This is a genomic window from Sutcliffiella sp. NC1 (assembly GCF_027594365.1).
In the GTDB taxonomy this organism is placed as follows: domain Bacteria; phylum Bacillota; class Bacilli; order Bacillales; family Bacillaceae_I; genus Sutcliffiella; species Sutcliffiella cohnii.
This window is the reverse complement of sequence record NZ_CP115153.1, coordinates 1467597-1488205: the sequence shown is the minus strand read 5'-3', so window position 1 is coordinate 1488205 and position 20609 is coordinate 1467597. Positions and strand designations below refer to the sequence as shown.

Genomic DNA, 20609 nt, shown 5'->3' with positions numbered 1-20609 from the left:
TCTCCTTCAATTATTCATGTACTATCATAATGTTTTTAGCTTCATTTTGCACATAATTACCTTTTCTCACTCAATAATGATTCGAATGTAAAAATAATTTTATTTTATTGACGCAAAGGTTATTGTATTTTCGGTGTGAAGGTGTATAATTTTTCTCTGAATGAATAGTTAAATCTTACTAGGATTATACTTATCTATTCTTTTTTTACCTTTTAAGATAAGGAGGCAATCATGAATAGTTCTTCAATTATTGAGTTTAAAAATGTAACAAAACAATATGATAACGACCCAGCTGTTTTAGATAATGTGAGTTTCGAAATAGAAAGAGGGAAGTTTTATACTTTATTAGGTCCTTCCGGTTGTGGAAAAACAACAATATTGCGACTCATTGCTGGTTTTACCGAGGCATCATCTGGTGATATTTTCTTTAACTGTGAGCGTATTAATGATTTACCAGCAAACAAACGGCAAGTAAATACTGTATTCCAAGATTATGCACTGTTTCCTCATTTAAATGTGTTTGAAAATGTAGCGTTTGGATTACGTATTAAAAAGTGGAAGAAATCCGACATCGATGAAAAAGTAAAAGAAGCTCTACACTTCGTAAACCTTGATGGATACGAAACGAGAGAAATTAAAGAAATGTCAGGCGGGCAAAGGCAACGTGTAGCAATTGCGAGGGCAATCGTAAATGAGCCAGAGGTCATACTTTTAGACGAACCACTTTCCGCACTAGATTTAAAGCTACGTACGGAAATGCAGTATGAATTACGTGAACTTCAACGTAATCTCGGTATTACGTTTATTTTTGTTACTCATGATCAAGAGGAAGCACTTGCGATGAGTGATGAAATTTTCGTTCTAAACAAAGGTAAAATCGAGCAAAGTGGTAGCCCTACAGATATTTATGATGAACCGATTAACCGATTTGTTGCTGATTTCATCGGTGAATCAAACATTGTAAAAGGAACGATGGTAAAGGATTACGTAGTACAATTTACTGGAAAACAGTTTGAATGTGTGGACCAAGGATTAAATGAAAACGAACCTGTTGAAATTGTTATCCGCCCGGAAGATTTAGAGATTACTACTTTAGAAAATGGCAAGCTGCAAGTAGAAGTGGATTCCCAGCTATTCCGTGGCGTTCACTACGAGCTTTCCTGTTACGATGACGACGGTAATGAATGGCTAGTCCATTCCACGAAAAAAGCTTCCGTCGGTGAAAAAATTGGACTTTATTTTGATCCAGAAGCGATTCACGTAATGCGCTTAGGTGAGACGGAAGAAGAGTTCGATCGCCGTTTAGAAGCGTATAAGGAAGGCGACGAATAATGAACCGTAGTAATTCACGCCAATGGTATACAATTCCTTACATGTTATGGATGATTTTCTTTGTCATTGCGCCGATTCTGTTAGTTGTTTACTATTCATTTTTAGATTTGGATGGGCAGTTTTCACTAGCAAACTATCAAAAGTTTTTCACTCCTGTATACATACAAATGGCATTTAGCTCATTTTGGTATGCGTTTTTAATTACACTGATTTCATTCATTGTCGCTTATCCTACCGCTTTACTTTTAACAAGGACAAAGCATAAACATTTATGGTTATTACTTATCATCGTTCCTTCATGGATTAACTTACTTTTAAAGGCATATGCATTTTTAGGTATTTTTGGTACGTACGGGATGACGAATCACTTTTTAGAGATAATTGGCATCGGTAGTCAACAAATTCTCTTTACAGATTTCAGCTTTATTTTCGTATCTGTTTATATTTTTATTCCATTTATGATATTACCGATCTTCAACTCTTTAGATCAATTAAACCCTACACTTGTAGATGCGGCCAAAGACTTGGGAGCGTCGAAATGGACAACCTTTTCTAGAGTTATTTTCCCGTTAACACTTGAAGGAGTAAAAGCAGGCTGTCAAGTTGTATTCATTCCTGCCCTATCTCTATTTATGTTAACGAGATTAATAGCTGGAAATCGAGTAATTACGCTCGGTACAGCGATCGAGCAACATTTCCTTGTGACACAAGATTGGGGAATGGGATCAACCATTGCTGTTTTCTTAATATTGATCATGTTCGGAATCATGGCACTCACTAGTAATCGAAAGAGGAGTGTGTAGAATGAAAGAAAAGTTATCTCCCTTTTCCAAACTTTTTTTAATTTTTATTTTCCTTATACTTTATACACCGATATTTTTCTTAATTTTCTACTCGTTTAATAGCGGTGGCACGATGTATAACTTTGAAAGTTTCACACTAGATTGGTATCGTGAATTATTTACAGATTATCGATTGTTAATCATTGTTTTAAATACTCTAGTTGTTGCGTTACTATCTGCTCTCATAGCAACCATTATTGGCGTTTTAGGAGCGTTATGGATTCATTCATTTAGACGAAGAGCGACAAGAAATATGTTAATGTCGTTTAATAATGTTCTTATCGTCAGTCCAGACGTTATTATTGGGGCGTCATTTTTAATACTATTTACCGTTACTGGTTACAAGTTAGGTTTTTACTCTGTTCTTTTATCCCATATTGCATTTAGTGTGCCGATTGTCGTACTAATGGTTTTACCTAAGTTAAACGAAATGAGTTCTTCATTAGTAGACGCGGCACGTGATCTAGGTGCAAATAGTTGGGATGTTTTAACGAAAGTAATATTGCCGTATTTAACCCCTGGTATTATGGCTGGGTTCTTTATGGCGTTAACTTTTTCTTTAGATGATTTCGCCGTAACGTTTTTCGTAACAGGTAATGGATTTAGTACGTTATCGGTAGAAATTTATTCTTTGGCACGTCGCGGTGTTTCATTAAACATTAATGCGTTATCAACGTTGCTATTCCTATTTACTATTATTCTCGTTATTGTCTATTACTTCATTGCACAACGTTCTAAGTCTACGGTAATGGGGGTACGAAAATGAAGAAACTTATTCAGTTTTTCGTTTTAATTGTTGCCGTATCCGCTCTTTTATTATGGAGTATTGCGAAATTAAATGACTCTCAAGGATACTCTAGCGGTAATACGCTAACGATCTACAATTGGGGCGATTACATCGATCCTGATTTAATTAGTTTATTTACGGAAGAAACTGGAATTAGTGTCATATACGAAACGTTTGACTCGAACGAAGCAATGATGACGAAAATTCAGCAAGGTGGTACATCGTATGATATTGCCGTACCTTCCGAATATATGATTGAAAAGATGATTGAAGAGGATCTTTTATTACCTATTGAACACGATAAAATACCAAATTTATCGAACATCGATGAAAGATTTATAGATTTACCTTTTGACCCAGAAAACAAATATTCTGTTCCTTACTTTTGGGGAACTGTAGGCATTGTGTATAACACTGCCATGCTACCAGGTATCGAAATTACAAGCTGGAATGACCTGTGGGATCCTACTTTTAAAAACGAGATACTTTTAACAGATGGTGCTCGGGAAGTCATTGGGATGGGATTAAATAGTCTAGGCTATTCATTAAATGATACGAATAGAGAACATCTTCTTGAAGCAAAAAGCAAACTAGACCTTTTGACTCCGAATATTAAAGCAATCGTTGGTGATGAAATAAAAATGCTCATCGCAAACGAAGAAGCCGCTATTGGGCTCGTTTGGTCCGGCGATGCGGCGGATATGATGTGGGAAAATGATAACTTAGACTATGTTGTACCTATTGAAGGTTCAAATCTTTGGTTTGATAATATGGTTATCCCAAAAACAGCGAAAAATATCGAGGCTGCTCACATGTTTATTAACTTTATTTTAGATGCTGAAATTGCAGCGATAAATACGGTATGGGTAAGTTATTCTACTCCGAACAAAGAGGCTCTAGCTTTTATGCCGGAAGATATGACGGAAGATGAGCGTTTTTATCCACCTGAAGAGTTAACAGAAAAACTTGAGGTGTATGAAAATATCGGGAAGTGGAATTTAGCTTATTATAACGAACTGTTTTTAGAGTTTAAAATGCATCGGAAATAGTGGAAAAAAAAAGTAGGTCAGTCTTCAATTAGAAGCTGACCTATTTTTGTTTGGCTGTTTTTGCAGTGTTTATTATTTACTTAATTGGAGAACTCTTGGATTATATTCCTTTTGTTTTTCTTTTAAAGATAATAGTTTTCGATTATTGTTCAACCATTTATTTAGTTCTTCTTGGACTTCGTTATCAACTTCGGTAAATCCATGTTGTTCCGCGTATGCTTTTACTGATTTACCAATGTAAGCAAATTTTAGTGTCTCTAATGGTAAACCTAATACTTTTGCTTCTTTTATAAAAGTATGAACGGAGGCTCGATTAGGGAATATAATCGTTTCCCAATGATCTTCTTCTATTAATCTCGTTTCAACTTCTGTAAAACGTTCGTCACGAACGAGACGATGAGTTACTATCGATACTGGATGGTGTGGTGACTGTTTCCCATATTGAGAACCTATTACAACCATTCCTTCTTCTAATTCCGTTACTAACGTTCCCCTTATTCCACTTGATTGAAGCGCACGTAACGTTTTTTCTGTTAAACAACCAATCATTCTTGGCAAATCTCGGACATCATACCCGTATCCGAATAATGAATCTATTAAAATATCAACACTTTCCGGCACAGTTATGAGTAATTTTTCGGTCTTTAATACTTTTTCTATATCATCTACTGATAGAGGTACTATTTCTTTCTTCAAAGTCGGGAATGCATATGCTTCTGATCCTAACCCTAATAAATATTGTTCTAGTTCACTATCTTCACTTGTTGCTTTTGCTATTAAAATACGTTTTCCGAAAAGTGACTTCTCTTCAAACCAGGATAGCTTTTCTCTTAAAGAAACGACATCACCAATTAACGTCATGGCAGGGTTTTGAATGTTTTTGTCTTTTACTATATTTGTAATGGTACTTAATGTACCGACCACTGTACGTTGTTTTCCAGTAGTTGCCCACTCAATGACAGCTACTTTCGTTTCAGGAGACAAACCTTCCTTGATTAAATGTTCACAATGATGTGGTAAATTTTTCACTCCCATATAGTAGGCAATCGTGTCCCCGTGCTCATCTTTTTCACGATTGTAGTTCGCGTTATTATTACAATAGTGTCCAGTTCGCACTGTGAAGCTCGTACTATATTCACGATGCGTTACAGGAAAACCTGCATAGCTAGCAGCAGCGATACTAGAAGTTACACCAGGTACAATCTCGTAGTTAATATTCGCTTCTTTAACAGCTTCAGCCTCTTCTCCTACTCGGCCAAAAACGGATGGATCGCCACCTTTTAGTCTAACAACTCGTAATCCTTTTAGAGCATATTCTACTAACGCGACGTTAATCATTTCTTGACGCATGACGTGACGATTAGGTAGCTTGCCGCAATAGATAAATTCACAATTACCATTTGCGTAACGTAACAACCTAGGATTAACTAATCGATCGTATAAAATGACGTCAGCTTTTTCAATACAACGTATTCCTTTTTCTGTAATTAATCCGATATCACCAGGTCCTGCTCCAACAAACGATACAAATCCATTCATTTTATTAGCCTCCTAGAAAGTGATGTACACTTCCCCATTTATTACTTCTGTCTCGTAAACTTCTACTTTCCCCTCATCTGGAGGTTGTACTTCCCCAGTGATGAGCGATACTCTCCAATCCTTTAATGGACAATAAACATATTCTCCTGAAACGATTCCTTCCGCTAACGGTCCGTTCGTATGTGGACAACGACTTCCTATCGCTCGTACATCTCCATTACTTAAATGAAAGAGTGCGATGGATACACCGTTTATTTCTACTTCTTTTCCAATAAGTTTTGGAAGATCCTTCAAATCTATTACTTTTATTTTTGTAGCAATCATTATAGGGCCCCTCCTTATTTTCTCGTCACTTCATATATTTTTTTATTATCTGTTTTACTCATTTTGCTCCATGCCTCTTCATACGTAGCACGAGCTTGGTCAAATTTTTCCACTAATTCATTTCGGCGAGTCTCATCAAGTAACACTTTTCTAATGTGCGTTACACCTAGACGCTCCACCCACGGTGCAGTACGCTCCCCATACACACCAGTTTCACGGTAATATTGCATATACGCTTTCGCAAATAAGACTACTTCATCTTCTGTTCTCACTGTTGTTAGAAGATCACATTCACGCACTTCGGTACCGCCATTTCCACCTACATACAGCTGATAACCGTTTTCTACACAAACGACTCCATAATCTTTTGTTAACACTTCTGCACAGTTACGTGGGCAACCGGTAACACCCATTTTCATTTTATGTGGCGTATCTACCATTTCTAATTCTTGCTCTAAACGAATTCCTAAACCTAGTGAATCTTGTGTACCAAATCGGCAGAATCTTGAACCTACACAAGATTTTACGTTACGTAATGATTTTGAGTATGCATAACCAGAACTCATTCCTAAGTCTTGCCACACTTGCGGTAAATCTTCTTTTTTCACACCGTATAGTCCAATTCGGCTAGCACCTGTGACCTTTACTAATGGAACTTCGTATTTCTTCGCTACTTCTCCCATACGAATTAACTCATCCGCCGTTGTTGTTCCCCCGTACATACGAGGAATAACAGAGAATGTCCCGTTATTTTGGATGTTTCCTTCCATACGTTCGTTAACGAAACGAGATGCTTTGTCATCTTCGTACGTTTCAGGATAAAGCATACGCATATAATAGTTCAGAGCCGGACGACATTTGGAGCATCCTTCTGGGTTTGAAAATTCTAGAACATAGCGTACTTCTACTGGAGATTGAAGACCTTTTTCTTTTATTTGCTCTACTACTTCATCACGGCTTAACGAAGTACATTCACACATTCCCGTTGTTTGTGCAGCTGCATCAAATGAATCACCAAGTGTATGAGCTAAAATATCTTCTACAACTGGTTTACATTTACCGCAAGAGCCTCCAGCTTTTGTACATTTTTTTACATCTTCATACGTTGTTAATCCTTGCTCTAAAATTGCTTGAACGATGTTTCCTTTCGTAACCCCGTTACAGCCACAAACAGTTTCTTCCGCAGGCATTTCCGCTACGAGACTAGCATTATCTCCTTCACCTGCTTTTTGTAAGATTGAAGCTGTCGTGAACTCAGAAATGTCAGTCTCTTTTTTCATCATGGAGAATAAGCGATTCCCGTCTGACGTGTCTCCATACAATACGATTCCAACAATTTTATTTTCTTTCACGAGTACTTTCTTATAAACTTTTGCCGCTGTGTCATGTACGACAATCGCGTCTGTATCATCATTTTCAAGTATTTGACCTGCCGAGAATAAGTCACAACCTGAAACTTTTAATTGAGTGGATAATAAGCTACCTTTATAACCTTCTGTCGGATTACCTACTAAATAGTCAGCTAGTGCAACACCTTGCTCGTAAAGAGGAGCTACTAAACCGTAAGCAATTCCGTTATGCTCCGCACATTCTCCTACTGCATAAATAGATGGAGCAGAAGTTCTCATCACATCATCAACGATAATGGCACGGTTTACTTCAAGCCCAGCTTCGTTTGCTAGGGCTATATTCGGACGAATACCAACCGCCATCACGACTAGGTCACATTCAATAGTCGTGCCATCGCTAAATTTTAAGCCTTCTACATGTTCTGTTCCTAAAATTTCAGATGTTTGCTTTTCCATTAAAAACTTCATACCTTGTTTTTCAAGGTCTTTTTTCAGTAATCTTGCTGCTGGAGCGTCTAATTGCTGATCCATTAATGTTGATAAAAGGTGTACAACGTGCACTTCCATTCCTTGATCTATTAATCCGCGTGCTGCTTCTAAACCGAGTAGTCCTCCACCAATGACAACGGCTTTAGACTTCGTTTTTGCCATTTCTATCATTGTTTCTGTATCTTTCATCGTACGGAAACCAATAACGCCCTCTAACTCGCTTCCCGGAATTGGTAAAATAAAAGCGCTAGAGCCAGTTGCGATAATGAGCTCATCGTAATAAATTGTCCGCTGTTTATCAGTAGTAACATACTTTTTATTTTTATTAATTTGAACTGCCTTTTCGCCCGTATACAGTGTAATCCCATTCTCACGGTACCATGACCATTCGTTCATAATGATTTCATTCATGTTTGCTTTTCCTTGTAGTACATTGGAAAGCATAATACGGTTATAATTTGGATGTGGCTCGTCCCCTATAATCGTTATTTCAAACCGATCCTTATTTCTTTTTAATATTTCCTCGATACAGCGAATTCCTGCCATGCCGTTACCTATCATTAAGAGCTGCTTCATATTCGTTCCTCCTCTAGCGCGTCCATTTCAAAAAAGTTTGCTCAATATTTCACAAGTATCCTTAAAAAAATATGACTCACACCAACTTGCTCACCTTTTCACAAGTTAGGTTGTTAGTTCTTTATGGTTTTATTATATATCGTGTTAGCAGATCTGTTTGTGCTATTTATCACACTTGAATTAATTTTTGTTCATTGGTTATCTTACCCTCTTTATTGTAAAATGAAAAAATAAGTATGTGTAAGGAGCGAGTTCATCTAGTGAAGAAAGACTATGGAGTATTAGTTATTGCACATGGTACGAAAAATAACCAAGCTAAAATACTGATAGAAAATACTGTTCAAGCTGTTCAAACACCTTTTCCAAAAACGATAGCGTACTTAGAATTTGATAAAGAACAAACTATCTCGAGTGGTATAAGCTTATTAGAAAATATAGGCGTAAACAAAATTATTATCATTCCTTTATTTGTTTCATCAGGAAGTACTCACCTTAATGAAATAAAATATATTCTTGGATTAGATCATTCAACGAACCATCCTGACATTCAACAAATATCTATAAACACTCCTATTTTATGGTGTAGTCCTATGGATGATGACCCAATTCTGTTCAAATTAATTTTTGAGCAAATAAATATGTTATCCAGCAATTCAAGTGAAGAAAATCTATTACTTATCGCCCATGGAAGTGAACAGGCTTATAATAATCATATTTGGAAACAGCTTTTAGAGAAATTAAAACAAAAAATCGAACATCACTACTCTTTTTCTGCCATTAGCTATGCAACTCTACACCCTGATAATGTTACATTCGTTGCAAAGAGATTATTACGAAATGGAAAAAAACTAATAGCTATCCCGCTCGTTATTAGCCAAGGCTACTTAACAGAAAAAAAGATACCATCTAAGTTAGATGGGTTAGACGTAATGTGGAATGGTCAAACGTTAATCCCTCATCCTCTTATGACTTCATGGCTTGAAGCTAAAATTTCTGAGAGAATTGTTCAGGAGGAAGAAGGATGACAACACCATTAATGATTAAATTGGATGCGAAAAAATGTGTTATTTTTGGTGGTGGAAAAGTTGCAACGAGAAAGGTGAAATTTTTGCTAGAGGAAGGGGCCGACCTCACCATTATTAGTGAAAACATTTCAGAAGAATTACAAGCACTTATCCCTCGTTTTCACTATGTAAATATATCGATAAATAATTTTGATGAAATACTCACATACATCCCGACTAACTGTTTCCTGGCCGTTGTCGCAACAAACAACCGAGAGTTAAATGAGAGAATTGCAAATAAAGTTAGTATTCATGTTCCTTTAATCAATATAGTAGACAATCAGTACAGCAGTAACTTCTACTTTCCTGCTTACATCAAACAAGGTCATCTTAAGATTGCTGTAAGTACATCCGGTGCAAGTCCAATATTAGCAAAAACAATAAAACAGCATTTACAAAAGGAATTTGGACCTGAATATAAAGATTATTTGGAGCAGTTACAAACAGAACGTGAATGGGCACTTCGTAACTTACATACCGAAACAGAACGAAAAGCTCATTTACAAAAGATCACTAAATTCCCGTTAAACAAGGAGAGGTAAGAATGAAAGAAATAGAAAAAGCAATTATTGATAACTATCAAAAAGAAGAAAACATGATGATTTTAGTGTTTGCACAATGGTGTATAAACAACAATTTAGATCCTGTTTCTCTATACTCCAAAGCTTATCCTGGACAAGTAGACAATATTGCATTAGCACAAGCGATGGAGTTAACAGTCGATAAAGAAGAGGCTGGAGAGATTTCTAACGAGACGTTGTTAGCGGTCCTATCATTATTCGGTAATGACGACTTAGCCTTTGTCGTGTCAGAAGAAATAGAAAAATTGAAGAGGAAATAGTATATAAATAGAGCTAGGTTATCCCGAAAAAGTCGCTAACTACATGTTAGCGACTTTTCAATCTTTTCCAATAGGTAAAAGCACTTCTACTACTGCTCCACCTTGCTCATTATTATAAAGGTTTAATGTCCCACTATGAATGGTTTCGACAATTCTTTTACAAATCATAATTCCTAAACCATTCCCATTTTCTTTCGTTGTAATAAAAGGCTTTCCCACACTTTCTAATATTTGCTTTGGAAAACCACAACCATTATCTACAAAACGAATTAAAATGAAATTATTCGAATTCTTTTGTACAGAGATGTGAATATTCCCATTAGGTTCCAGTGCTTCAACACTATTCATGACGATATTAATGAAAACTTGCTTTAATTGATTGCCATCGCAGTATATACGTGGTATCTCCATATAATCTTGAACTATTTCAATATTTTTCTGAATAGTAAAACTCGATAATAAGACATCCATTTCTTGTAATAGAGTTTTTACATCATACCACTCTTTAGCACGTTCAGTAGGTCTTGCGAGTACTAAAAATTCGTTTGTAATCTCATTTATTCTCTCAATCTCTTTAAGGATAACAGACAAGTATCGACTATCTAATTGGTCTTCTTGTATAAACTGCATAAACCCTTTTATGGTCGTTAGCGGATTTTTTATTTCATGTGCAACACCTGCTGCTAACTGTCCAACGATAGATAACTTTTCTGCATTTTGGATATAACATTCTGTCTTTTGGTACTCTGATATATCATGGATTTGGATCAAGGTTCCTTGTGGGAATGGAAAATAATCTACTAAACAAGTAAGGTTTTCTTCCTCATTTGTTAAGACCACTTTATTTCCCCGGATAGCTTCTCCCCGACTGAATAATACATATAGTTCATTAAACGGCGCTAAGTCTTGAATAAGAGTTTCCTCTTCTTTAATACTCTGAATCATCGCTTGCGCTTTCGGATTTACTTTTACAACCTTCCCATCTTTATCAATGACGATGTAACCCGTATTAGCTTGCTTTAGTATCATTTCATTCATTTCATCTAAATAACGATTTCTATCCAATAGTTCTAATTCACGTTCAATAAAATCTACTACTGTTTCTAAAGATGTTAGAATCATAGGATGTGCATAATTTAAAAAAGTCATGATAGATATCGTGCCTATTAGTTTTTCATTCACATGTAACGGAACACTATAACAAGCCGATTGATGAAGAAATTCATGATAATGGTCCGTTCCAATCAATTGAACTGGGATTTCTAAGTCAATTGCCGCTCTAATAGAACTAATTCCTACTAGCTCTTCTTTAAACTGTACTCCCATTTGTAAACCAACTTGGTGAACAACTGTTTCTTCTAAGCTTTTATCCCCCAAGTAGTCAATAAAATTCCCATCGGCATCAGTCACTGTAACTAATACCGGGATACCACTATTTCTATAAATAAATCTTTCCATAAACGTTTGGATAACTGCCAACCGTTCTTTATATTCATCTCTTATTCTATTAAGTTCATTCCATGATATTTTCGTAAAAGAAGGGATTAATTTTGGGTCTAGTTTATTTTCAATACAACGGTGCCTTACTTTTGCTAAATATTCATTTAACATTATTTTTAGAACCAACCTTTTTTATTATTTCAATAATTATCAATTATAACTTTTTATTACATTTTCTGCATTATCTTATTATTGGTATTACCGAATAAAGGATAAAAAGCTAACCGTATAAAATACGATTAGCCAGTAAGTTACGTTGTCTTTAGCCAATTTTGTAATACATTTAAAAATTGATCTGGGTCATCTAGCATCCCCATGTGAGACGTATCCGTTTCTACCACTGTTACGTAGGAAGATGGGTTTGATAATTTAAATTTCCCATCCCAAGGATCTTTTGTTCCTTTAATAATTTGTAGAGGAATATCAACTGTATCGAGCATTTGCGTTTGATCTGGACGATCTCGCATCGCTTCAAGTGCTCTTATTGCTCCTTCTTCCGAGGCTTGCTCTCCAAGAACCATCGCAAAATGAATATCTTCTTCATTCGCATCCATTGAGAAATACCTCGGTATCCGACTGTCAGCAAATGCTTTTATTCCAATTTGTGTAATAACATCGATATTTTTTGTGTGTTCCACTTTAGAAAGCTCATCATCCTCTGCAGGTGTAGAATATACAGCAACTGCTTTCGTAACATTGGAGCGATATTTATCTACTGCAGCGTATGTAATATATCCGCCAAAAGAGTGACCAATCCAAGTAGCTCGTTCCACCCCAAGTAAATGGAGAAGTTGAATTATTTTTTCTGCGTAATGATAAACATTATGAATGTTTGCTTCCATCGGTTGTGACTTCCCGTGGCCTGGTAGGTCTACAGCAATTACATCGTAGTTTAATGATAGTTCTTCCATAATTTTATCAAATATACGATGTGTGCCGAGAAAGCCGTGAATAAGAACGAGTGGTTCACCTATTCCTTTTCTTTGAAAATATAACATAGTTTCAATCACCTATCGTTATTTTAGCTATAAAGAAGTGGAAATATACTAAAGTGATGTATGCCAAGAGTTTTAAAAATCGACTTTCTTTATTTATTCTCTTCTTCCCATTTTGCTAATTCTTCACGTACGATTGGCGCGACTTCTTTTCCTAACAGTTCGATTGCTTTCATTACATCATCATGTGGCATTGTGCCGACCGGTACGTGGAGCATAAATCTTGTTACTCCAACGTTTTTACGGAGGTGAATTATTTTTTCTGCAACTGTCTTTGGATCACCAACATATAACGCACCTTCTAAACTACGTGCTGAATCAAATGCATTTCGATCATATCGTCCCCAGCCACGTTCTTTCCCTAGTTTATTCATTGCTTGCTGAGTAGATGGGAAAAATTTATCCGCAGCCAAATCTGTTGTTTCTGCAATAAATCCGTGTGAGTGAGAAGCAACCGGGAGTTTAGATACATCGTGTCCAGCATGTTCAGCCGCTCGTTTATATAGATCAACAAGTGGTCTAAATTGGCGAGGACTTCCGCCGATAATCGCTAGTACAAGTGGTAACCCCAATAATCCGGCACGCATAACCGATTGTGAGTTTCCACCACTTCCAATCCAAATTGGTAACGGATCTTGTACTGGTCGTGGATAGACACCTAAATTGTTAATTGCTGGTCGATGTCCACCTCTCCACGTAACTTTCTCAGACTGTTGGATTTTTAATAATAGTTCTAAGTTTTCTTCAAATAGCTCATCATAATCTTTTAAGTCAAAACCGAACAACGGAAACGATTCAATAAACGAACCCCTACCTGCCATAATCTCTGCTCGTCCATTTGAAATCGCATCAACTGTAGCAAAGTCCTGGAATACCCTCACAGGATCCGCCGAGGAAAGAACCGTTACAGCACTTGTTAACCGAATCCGCTTTGTTCGAGCAGCTGCTGCCGCTAATATTATTGCTGGTGCAGAAGCAGCATAGTCTTCTCGATGATGCTCCCCAACGCCAAATACATCTAAGCCAATTTCATCTGCTAAAACTATTTCTTCTACCACTTCACGAATTCGTTGCGCATGGCTTATTACTTCACCAGTATGTGGATCAGGTGTTGTTTCAACAAACGTACTTATTCCTATTTCCATTTTAGATCCTCCTAATAAACGACTTTATATATGTACATGTTTATCTATATCTTTTCACGTCATTATAACATTCTGTATAAAAAAATATCCTTAATTTGCTCTTTGAAGTTGACAAAATACTCTTACGGTGTAAAATTACACTATAAGGATAAATTAACCATAAGGTGGGACGATTAATTGAAAAGATTTATTCGCATTTTCCTGATAACAACTTCAATCATTGGTATCTCGTTTATTGTGTTTGGTTACACACTATTTAATGGACTTCCATGGAAGAAGCATACTGTTGCTAGTGAATTAGAGGCTTATGTCGAAGAAAAGTACGATATTGAAGTAAAAGTGAAGGAAAAAACGTATAATTTTAAAGATGGAAATTATGGGATAATCGCTAGTTTACAAAATCAACCTAACATTACGTTTAGGGTAGAAAAGCTAAGTTCTCGAAAAGATGTAATCTTTGACTACTACCCCGAAGCAATTTGGGTGGAGGAAATAAACTCAGAATTGGCTCCAATACTAAATGAAAACTATCCGAAGGACTTCATTTTCATAGATGCTGTTTATGGTTCTGGACAAGAGATGAACATGAAAAAACAGATTGTTAGTTATAAAGTGGTTCCACATCCATTTTTTGTTCATATTAACGTGGACGAACCAATTAGTGAAGAGCATATAAATAATTATTATGAAATCGTTAAATTCCTACAGGAAAGAAAAATTTCTAATATAGAATTATCAATGGGATTTTCTACTGAAGAAATGAAAGACTCTTCTCAAAAACCAACCTTTACAACCATTCGTATTGAGGCACATAATATTAATAGCATTCAAAAGAAAGAAGATGTTTATAATTTTATAGAAACTTATTAAGGAGATATTGTCTTGAATCGAGAAGAATTAATCGAAATTGTCACTAGTAAGTTAAAACTAATCCGAACAGAACAACAATATACTCAAGATAAAATGGCAGATATGATCGGTATATCAAAGAAAACACTCGTACAAATTGAAAAAGGTCGGATGCAAGCCGGTTGGACTACTACCATTGCCATTTGCTCTCTCTTTCGTGATAGCGAAATATTAACTAGCACACTCGGTGATGACCCTCTCGTACTTGTGCAAACTATTGCTTTTGATTCTTACGCTACTACAAAGACGAGAACACTTGGAGGAAAGATTTGGTGGAGGGAAATTCAACGAGAAGGTGATTATATTCTTCAACAAAATGTTGTTAGCAATCACTATCGAATTATAAATAATGATTATTTTCGAGTTTTTAGTTCGTTTAATATAGAGGATGCGATGAAGCGATTAACAGAACTTTCATAAGTAAAAGCCATCATTCAAGATGGCTTTTATTGTAATAATTGCTTAAGTATGTCAACTTGTTTTCGGCTAGTATTAATGACTTCTTCTGCTATTTGCTTGCTCTCCGGATCAAGATCTCCTTTTACAACCTCTTCTGAATACTGGACACCATAGTTATCTAGCCCTTTTACGGCATCTTCTAACAGTTGATGGGGATTATCAGAGAGCATTGCTTTATGCATATAGCTGTGCATTTTCCCTGTAAACCCTTCACTATCTGCTGGCACCCCACCGAGGTTTTGGATTCGTTCTGCTAGTTTTTGTGCATTTTCTTTTACTTCTTGCTGCATGGATTGGAATGTTTTCTTAAGTTCTTCATCTTCTACTTGTTGTATGTAGTGCTCGTATGAACGAATACCCATAAATGTTCCCCTTAGTAGTGTGTTCAATTCTTCTATTACAACTTCGTTTTCTGTCATTGTTTTCACTTCCTTTCTTTTATTATTTCCGGTTAATCGGAAAAACTCTCATATTTTTCTTATCTACATTGATGGACTTGACTGACTCACAATGTTTGTCCTTGTCGCTGAATTTTGAACGGGTGTTGCACCAGTTTGAGACAGTGTTGCACCAACTTTGGGGCTTCGTTGCACCAGTTGGGGACGGCGTTGCACCAACTTTGGGGCTTCGTTGCACCAGTTGGGGACGGCGTTGCACCAACTTTGGGGCTTCGTTGCACCAGTTTTTCAGGTTGTTGCACCAGAGATTTCTGGTTGCTGACTTTTAACCAGTTGTTGCACCAATTTGGGACGGCGTTGCACCAACTTCGGGACTTCGTTGCATCAGTTTTTCAGTTCGTTGACCATCTTGTCCTGGATAGTTGTAATCTCCTTTCGGACAAAAACAAAAGCTACCGAAATAACTCGGTAGCTTTTGTTTAATGGTGGCCGTGGTGGCCTTTGGATGAGTTTGTGATGACAAATCCTTCTTGTGGAACATAGTAGTATTGAATCCAGACTCCGTCTAAAAAGTCTTCTCTCGTATCTAAGAGAACGTCAATTCCTTTGTCTGTTTTGACAGTTTCATCATGCTCTGTCGGTGTGTCCAAACGTAAGGCGTAGTGAGCATGGTTCCCATGCATTTCTGTCACGTATACTCGTACTAGTTTTCCTTGCGCCTCTTCTGTTTCTAGCATCTTATTGATAACTTTTGCAGCATTACGATTTATTTTACAATTCATTTCTTCTATCTCCTCAATGTGTTTGACTATTTCCATCACTTGAACCGATATTTTTTGCAAGGTCTCTCATGTTATTTAATTTAGCGGAAAGCTCCATAAACCATTCTTTATCTCCAGTAGCTAATGCTAAATCTATTAAGTTTAATAGTTGTTCTTTATTATTAACGTTCACTTCTGGTAACGTTTTTACTTGTCTTGATGATAAAAATATAGATTTGCCAACTTGCCCATCATAATCACTAGAGACAACTTTAACTAGTGCTCCTCTTTCTAATTGGTCTAGAGCTTGGACATACCCAATAATTAATTCACCGTCTTCGGAATTTCCTTTTACCCAATCACCAATTTTCACATTATTAGACATGCCTTCCACCAACCTTTTCATTAAATATTTTGTACCCCTATCATTTTGAGGTTGAGATTTATTTTATAACGGGCAGAAAAGTTTGTCTAATAATATGACTTCTATACTAAATAAAGAAAACCATACACCCACTAAACGGATGTATGGTTTTCTTTTATTTTGCTAATACGTTTATAAACTCTCTCATATAATCCGGTAGGTCTGGTGGACGTCGACTTGAAATAATATGGCCGTCTACTACAACTGGTTCATCTACCCAAGTAGCACCTGCATTCATCATGTCATCCTTAATACCAGGCGTGCTCGTTACTTTTCTACCTTCTAAAATTTTAGCAGAAATTAATACCCAACCCGCATGACAAATTTGCCCTATCGGTTTTTGCTGTTCGTCCATCGTACGAACCATACTTAATACTTCCTCATAACGTCGAAGTAAATCTGGTGACCATCCACCTGGTACTAAAATTGCATCATAATCATTCGGGTTTATCTCTTTAAATGCGTACTCAGACATAATAGGTACGCCGTATTTCCCTATGTACTTTTCTCCTGCTTTTTCTCCAACGATATCGACCGTTGCTCCTTCTTCTCGTAATCGGAGAACTGGATACCATAATTCAAGATCTTCAAAATCATTGCTTACAATTTGGATAATTTTTTTACCTGAAAGCCTCATGATGAACCTCCTTTGTTCAGTTACTTTATAATCGTGACATTTTGTTACTCAAAATGCAAATAAATGCGTGTTTAAAACATAAAAGCTATTGAAACAATCATTGCACCTGAACCAACAAAAACTAAAGTTCCTAATACTAATGTTCTACCCAACTTTTCTCGGAAATTAACAATGAAAAAATACAGTAAGGCTGTTACAGTGACAAACAACAGAAAATGGATAGTTTCCGTCTGCCCTAACGCGATTTTTTCGATTTTATACATACCGTGTAGTTGATTAACGGTGTATGGATTAAAAAACGGCAATAATAACATCCCGCCAATTACCATTACACCAATGATATTTAATACCTTTTTGTTCATACATTCTCCTTTTCTAGCACAGCATCCACTAATATACTAATTTTTGTAATTGCTTGATTTAAAGATTCTTTAAACTCTTTGACAGTCGTTTCATCGGTTAAGTTTATTTTCACATTAGCAATCTGGTTAGAACCGTTAAAGATTCGGATTGTTGGATCATTCAATTCTTTTATCCGTTTATGTATGAAGGACTTCACTTTATCACGACGTTCATCGTATTGTTCGTACCCTTCTGTCCCCCATTTTATGTTTCGCTTCGTTAAGTATGGCCTCGTTTCATAATGTAGTGGAAGGGAGAAAATTTGGTTAAATACATCGAACGTACATTCAATATGTATATCAAACGTTTCACTTGTTAGCTTATATAAACCATTCCCTTTTTCCGCAACTTTTCCTTTCCACGCATCTTTTGAAAACTGTACAAGAAAGTTAATCCTTCCGCTTCCTACTACTTGACCAACTTCCGAACGAGTAAGGCCTGTTTCCACCGTTTGTATAGAGTCCATTAGCTTTCTGAATCGGATTTTGAGCCGCTCAGCCTCTGTATTTTCTTTAAATTTTTCTAGTAACCTATCATCCTCTTTTAAGTCTAAATCTGTATAAAAGTCTGTTAATACCGAAACAAAGTCTTCATATAACATTTTTAGCCCAATATCTTCTATTTCGGATGGCGGAACTTTTTGTATGAGCTGTTCGTAAGAAATGTTTAAAAATGACGAGCTCGTTGGTATTGTCTCAGGTACTAACGTTAAGTAGAGCAATTTTGTCTCTACTTTTCTATTCTGTAATTCAAAGTGACACTTTAGATCATTTATACATTCGTCGCTAGCATACCTGATTGTTTGCCGGTAACCTTCGTCTGCTTTTAATTTATTTTCGATTAAGAGTAAATAGACAACATCCTCCTTTTCTACTACAGAAACGATGTCTGGTACTCCAACAGATGTTGTTACTCTTGTGTATGACTTCATCCTATACGTATTTGGATTTTCTATTTGTAATATTTCTTTTAAAAATGAATGTCTCCAAAAATTAGATTCATTTAACAATGTTACAAGCAAGTTAGAAATAACATCTTCCTTATACGTAATTCCTAGCGTTCGCATAATATTTACTCTTTGTTTCATACCTCTCTCCCCTAAACCATTCATATTTCTTTACATGTATGATGCTCCGTTTTTTGATTGTCTCTTCGATAGCTAGTTAGTTTTGCATTAAATATTTCCAATTTCTTCACTCTATATATTAGTACGTAAAAAGTTAATATTAGTTTCAAATAATGTATAACTCACCTCCTAATTATACCTAATCCTTCCAGCTGAATTCCATATATTACAATCTCATTTTCTTTATAGCTTCAATTTCTTTTACTCAATATTAAAAAGCATTTCAAAGTTCCTATTTCACTTTGAAATGCTCTTTTTATTAGAATGCTATTTTATTATCTGCATCTACTCGCTCGGTGTTCCTTGGGTCTGGAACAAAAATTAAAATGATAAACCCAATTACGAATAGTATTACTAAACTAAAAATCCCGATAGAAGAGTTACCTGTCATTTGTGTAATCACTCCAACTAACAATGGACCGGTAACGGCTGCGAATCTCCCAAAAATATTGTAAAACCCAAAAAACTCGTTTGATTTTTCTTTCGGTACCATTTGCGCAAAATACGATCTACTTAACGCTTGAATCCCACCTTGTGAAGTAGCGACGAGCATCGCTAAAATCCAAAAATCTAAAATCGAGTCCATAAACATTGCATAAATACAAATAAAAGTATAAACAAGGATGCCAGCATATAATAAGTTTTTTGGACCATACTTTTTCGCTAACACTCCGTAAAGAATGGCAAATGGGGCTGCCACAATTTGAACCGCCAATAGGGCAATAATTAAGTCTGTAGCATTTAACCCAACGTCTGTACCGTATGCAGTTGACATCGAGATAATCGTATCAACGCCATCAATGTAAAAAAAGTAAGCAAGTAAAAATAAGAATATTGGTTTATATTTTCGAATATCACGAAATGTTTGTGCTAGACGCTTAAAGCTACTTATGACAATTCTCGGTTCTCTCTCGACATAATGTTCTTGTTTTACATGTTTAAATAGTGGGATAGAAAACACAATCCACCATACTGCGGTGATTAAAAATGCAATTCGACTAGCTGTGATTACCGTAATCGGAATTAATTCCATTTGTGAAAGGATAATAATAGCAATACTTATGACAAACGGTATGACGCTCCCGATATAACCTAAAGCAAAACCACGAGAAGACACATTATCCATTCTCTCCTTTGTCGTCACGTCTACGATAAAGGCGTCATAAAATAAACCTGCTCCTCTTGCACCTAAAGCTGTTAATACGTAAACAATTAATAATATTAACCAATTGTCACTTGGAACGAATAATAAACCCACTGTCGAGCCTGTACCTAGAAGGAAAAAAAAGAAAAAGAACTTTTTCTTCATCCCTTTATAATCAGCAAGTGTTCCTAATATTGGACCTAGCATTGCTAAAATAAAGGTAGTGATCGCAATCGTGTAGCCTAAATAGGCAGTAGATAAACTGCTCTCCACTCCCGCGTTATCAGCAACAGTCTTATAATATATCGGAAAAATAGCGGTTGTAATGATGATCGAATAAGCAGAGCTCGCCCAATCGTACATCATCCAACTTTTCTCTTGTTTGCTGAATTTTGCCAAACCTAATCCCTCCCTATTGTTCTTTACTTTTCTTTAGTATATAAGAAGGTTGAAAAAGGAAATAGATAGTTTTGTTAATTTTTTGATAATTTCACTTTAAAGAAATTCACGTGGCACT

Annotated in this window: 22 protein-coding genes; 9 read left to right on the top strand and 13 right to left on the bottom strand. The window is 36.1% G+C overall.

All coding sequences use genetic code 11. From position 1 onward, the window contains the following. Positions 1 to 231 precede the first annotated feature (231 nt). From O1A01_RS07770 to O1A01_RS07755, 4 genes are read left to right on the top strand one after another with little or no spacing between them, the layout of a single operon-like run. Positions 232 to 1332, top strand: coding sequence for an ABC transporter ATP-binding protein (locus O1A01_RS07770; RefSeq protein ID WP_066412116.1), 1101 nt, complete (start codon positions 232 to 234; stop codon positions 1330 to 1332). Then, on the top strand, positions 1332 to 2135 hold the full coding sequence (locus tag O1A01_RS07765; RefSeq protein ID WP_066412121.1) for an ABC transporter permease: 804 nt from the start codon (positions 1332 to 1334) through the stop codon (positions 2133 to 2135). Before O1A01_RS07770 ends, O1A01_RS07765 begins: the two co-directional genes overlap by 1 nt. A 1-nt stretch (position 2136) precedes the next feature. Further along, positions 2137 to 2940: an ABC transporter permease gene (locus O1A01_RS07760; protein ID WP_066412124.1), complete on the top strand. Its 804-nt coding sequence runs from the start codon at positions 2137 to 2139 to the stop codon at positions 2938 to 2940. Continuing rightward, positions 2937 to 4010 carry an ABC transporter substrate-binding protein gene (locus O1A01_RS07755; RefSeq protein ID WP_270065977.1) on the top strand — a complete coding sequence of 358 codons (1074 nt, stop codon included), beginning with the start codon at positions 2937 to 2939 and terminating at the stop codon, positions 4008 to 4010. The genes O1A01_RS07760 and O1A01_RS07755 overlap by 4 nt, the downstream gene beginning before the upstream one ends. A 72-nt stretch (positions 4011 to 4082) precedes the next feature. On the opposite strand, the gene cobA is transcribed toward O1A01_RS07755, so the two are convergent. Genes cobA through nirB form a run of 3 tightly spaced genes read right to left on the bottom strand, consistent with a single transcriptional unit; the run spans position 4083 to position 8287 of the window. Beyond that, complete coding sequence (cobA, locus tag O1A01_RS07750) at positions 4083 to 5549, bottom strand: uroporphyrinogen-III C-methyltransferase (protein ID WP_084380173.1); 1467 nt, start codon at positions 5547 to 5549, stop codon at positions 4083 to 4085. Between the two features lie 12 nt (positions 5550 to 5561). Next, positions 5562 to 5873, bottom strand: a complete 312-nt coding sequence (nirD, locus tag O1A01_RS07745; protein WP_066412130.1) for a nitrite reductase small subunit NirD — start codon at positions 5871 to 5873, stop codon at positions 5562 to 5564. Between the two features lie 14 nt (positions 5874 to 5887). Continuing rightward, complete coding sequence (nirB, locus tag O1A01_RS07740) at positions 5888 to 8287, bottom strand: nitrite reductase large subunit NirB (protein ID WP_270065976.1); 2400 nt, start codon at positions 8285 to 8287, stop codon at positions 5888 to 5890. Between the two features lie 260 nt (positions 8288 to 8547). Here nirB and O1A01_RS07735 point away from each other — a divergent pair, with 260 nt between their 5' ends. From O1A01_RS07735 to O1A01_RS07725, 3 genes are read left to right on the top strand one after another with little or no spacing between them, the layout of a single operon-like run. Beyond that, entirely contained in the window at positions 8548 to 9312 is a 765-nt protein-coding gene (locus O1A01_RS07735) for a sirohydrochlorin chelatase (protein ID WP_270065975.1), read from the top strand. After that, positions 9309 to 9893, top strand: a complete 585-nt coding sequence (locus tag O1A01_RS07730; protein WP_270065974.1) for a precorrin-2 dehydrogenase/sirohydrochlorin ferrochelatase family protein — start codon at positions 9309 to 9311, stop codon at positions 9891 to 9893. Before O1A01_RS07735 ends, O1A01_RS07730 begins: the two co-directional genes overlap by 4 nt. A 2-nt stretch (positions 9894 to 9895) precedes the next feature. After that, positions 9896 to 10192 carry a hypothetical protein gene (locus O1A01_RS07725; protein WP_066412152.1) on the top strand — a complete coding sequence of 99 codons (297 nt, stop codon included), beginning with the start codon at positions 9896 to 9898 and terminating at the stop codon, positions 10190 to 10192. Positions 10193 to 10249: 57 nt separating this feature from the next. Here O1A01_RS07725 and O1A01_RS07720 read toward each other — a convergent pair whose 3' ends face one another. The 3 genes from O1A01_RS07720 to O1A01_RS07710 form a co-directional block, all read right to left on the bottom strand. Next, positions 10250 to 11803, bottom strand: coding sequence for an ATP-binding protein (locus O1A01_RS07720; protein ID WP_270065973.1), 1554 nt, complete (start codon positions 11801 to 11803; stop codon positions 10250 to 10252). A gap of 140 nt (positions 11804 to 11943) precedes the next feature. Continuing rightward, positions 11944 to 12690 (bottom strand): alpha/beta fold hydrolase, encoded by a 747-nt coding sequence (locus O1A01_RS07715; protein ID WP_270065972.1) that lies wholly within the window; start codon positions 12688 to 12690, stop codon positions 11944 to 11946. Positions 12691 to 12779: 89 nt separating this feature from the next. After that, entirely contained in the window at positions 12780 to 13832 is a 1053-nt protein-coding gene (locus tag O1A01_RS07710) for an LLM class flavin-dependent oxidoreductase (protein ID WP_270065971.1), read from the bottom strand. Between the two features lie 177 nt (positions 13833 to 14009). Between O1A01_RS07710 and O1A01_RS07705 the strand changes: the two genes are divergently transcribed. Together O1A01_RS07705 and O1A01_RS07700 are read left to right on the top strand one after the other, a co-directional pair. Then, positions 14010 to 14702: a YfjL-like protein gene (locus O1A01_RS07705; protein WP_270065970.1), complete on the top strand. Its 693-nt coding sequence runs from the start codon at positions 14010 to 14012 to the stop codon at positions 14700 to 14702. A gap of 12 nt (positions 14703 to 14714) precedes the next feature. Further along, complete coding sequence (locus O1A01_RS07700; protein WP_270065969.1) at positions 14715 to 15161, top strand: helix-turn-helix transcriptional regulator; 447 nt, start codon at positions 14715 to 14717, stop codon at positions 15159 to 15161. A 26-nt stretch (positions 15162 to 15187) separates the two neighbouring features. On the opposite strand, the gene O1A01_RS07695 is transcribed toward O1A01_RS07700, so the two are convergent. The 7 genes from O1A01_RS07695 to O1A01_RS07665 form a co-directional block, all read right to left on the bottom strand. After that, positions 15188 to 15619, bottom strand: a complete 432-nt coding sequence (locus O1A01_RS07695; RefSeq protein WP_066412167.1) for a DUF2383 domain-containing protein — start codon at positions 15617 to 15619, stop codon at positions 15188 to 15190. A 458-nt stretch (positions 15620 to 16077) separates the two neighbouring features. After that, positions 16078 to 16380: an iron-sulfur cluster assembly accessory protein gene (locus tag O1A01_RS07690; protein WP_066412169.1), complete on the bottom strand. Its 303-nt coding sequence runs from the start codon at positions 16378 to 16380 to the stop codon at positions 16078 to 16080. Between the two features lie 13 nt (positions 16381 to 16393). Further along, positions 16394 to 16765: an IDEAL domain-containing protein gene (locus O1A01_RS07685; protein ID WP_443081800.1), complete on the bottom strand. Its 372-nt coding sequence runs from the start codon at positions 16763 to 16765 to the stop codon at positions 16394 to 16396. Between the two features lie 133 nt (positions 16766 to 16898). Continuing rightward, positions 16899 to 17420, bottom strand: a complete 522-nt coding sequence (locus O1A01_RS07680; RefSeq protein ID WP_270065968.1) for a type 1 glutamine amidotransferase domain-containing protein — start codon at positions 17418 to 17420, stop codon at positions 16899 to 16901. A 71-nt stretch (positions 17421 to 17491) separates the two neighbouring features. Next, positions 17492 to 17782 carry a hypothetical protein gene (locus O1A01_RS07675; protein ID WP_270065967.1) on the bottom strand — a complete coding sequence of 97 codons (291 nt, stop codon included), beginning with the start codon at positions 17780 to 17782 and terminating at the stop codon, positions 17492 to 17494. After that, on the bottom strand, positions 17779 to 18909 hold the full coding sequence (locus tag O1A01_RS07670) for a hypothetical protein (RefSeq protein ID WP_270065966.1): 1131 nt from the start codon (positions 18907 to 18909) through the stop codon (positions 17779 to 17781). The genes O1A01_RS07675 and O1A01_RS07670 overlap by 4 nt, the downstream gene beginning before the upstream one ends. Positions 18910 to 19207: 298 nt before the next feature. Continuing rightward, complete coding sequence (locus tag O1A01_RS07665) at positions 19208 to 20491, bottom strand: MFS transporter (RefSeq protein WP_270065965.1); 1284 nt, start codon at positions 20489 to 20491, stop codon at positions 19208 to 19210. Positions 20492 to 20609 lie beyond the last annotated feature (118 nt).

Coding starts and splice junctions, on each gene's coding strand:
- O1A01_RS07770 (WP_066412116.1), top strand. CDS start 232: ATGAATAGTTCTTCAATTATTGAGTTTAAAAATGTAACAAAACAATAT.
- O1A01_RS07765 (WP_066412121.1), top strand. CDS start 1,332: ATGAACCGTAGTAATTCACGCCAATGGTATACAATTCCTTACATGTTA.
- O1A01_RS07760 (WP_066412124.1), top strand. CDS start 2,137: ATGAAAGAAAAGTTATCTCCCTTTTCCAAACTTTTTTTAATTTTTATT.
- O1A01_RS07755 (WP_270065977.1), top strand. CDS start 2,937: ATGAAGAAACTTATTCAGTTTTTCGTTTTAATTGTTGCCGTATCCGCT.
- cobA (WP_084380173.1), bottom strand. CDS start 5,549: ATGAATGGATTTGTATCGTTTGTTGGAGCAGGACCTGGTGATATCGGA.
- nirD (WP_066412130.1), bottom strand. CDS start 5,873: ATGATTGCTACAAAAATAAAAGTAATAGATTTGAAGGATCTTCCAAAA.
- nirB (WP_270065976.1), bottom strand. CDS start 8,287: ATGAAGCAGCTCTTAATGATAGGTAACGGCATGGCAGGAATTCGCTGT.
- O1A01_RS07730 (WP_270065974.1), top strand. CDS start 9,309: ATGACAACACCATTAATGATTAAATTGGATGCGAAAAAATGTGTTATT.
- O1A01_RS07725 (WP_066412152.1), top strand. CDS start 9,896: ATGAAAGAAATAGAAAAAGCAATTATTGATAACTATCAAAAAGAAGAA.
- O1A01_RS07720 (WP_270065973.1), bottom strand. CDS start 11,803: ATGTTAAATGAATATTTAGCAAAAGTAAGGCACCGTTGTATTGAAAAT.
- O1A01_RS07715 (WP_270065972.1), bottom strand. CDS start 12,690: ATGTTATATTTTCAAAGAAAAGGAATAGGTGAACCACTCGTTCTTATT.
- O1A01_RS07710 (WP_270065971.1), bottom strand. CDS start 13,832: ATGGAAATAGGAATAAGTACGTTTGTTGAAACAACACCTGATCCACAT.
- O1A01_RS07695 (WP_066412167.1), bottom strand. CDS start 15,619: ATGACAGAAAACGAAGTTGTAATAGAAGAATTGAACACACTACTAAGG.
- O1A01_RS07690 (WP_066412169.1), bottom strand. CDS start 16,380: ATGAATTGTAAAATAAATCGTAATGCTGCAAAAGTTATCAATAAGATG.
- O1A01_RS07685 (WP_443081800.1), bottom strand. CDS start 16,765: ATGAAAAGGTTGGTGGAAGGCATGTCTAATAATGTGAAAATTGGTGAT.
- O1A01_RS07680 (WP_270065968.1), bottom strand. CDS start 17,420: ATGAGGCTTTCAGGTAAAAAAATTATCCAAATTGTAAGCAATGATTTT.
- O1A01_RS07675 (WP_270065967.1), bottom strand. CDS start 17,782: ATGAACAAAAAGGTATTAAATATCATTGGTGTAATGGTAATTGGCGGG.
- O1A01_RS07670 (WP_270065966.1), bottom strand. CDS start 18,909: ATGAAACAAAGAGTAAATATTATGCGAACGCTAGGAATTACGTATAAG.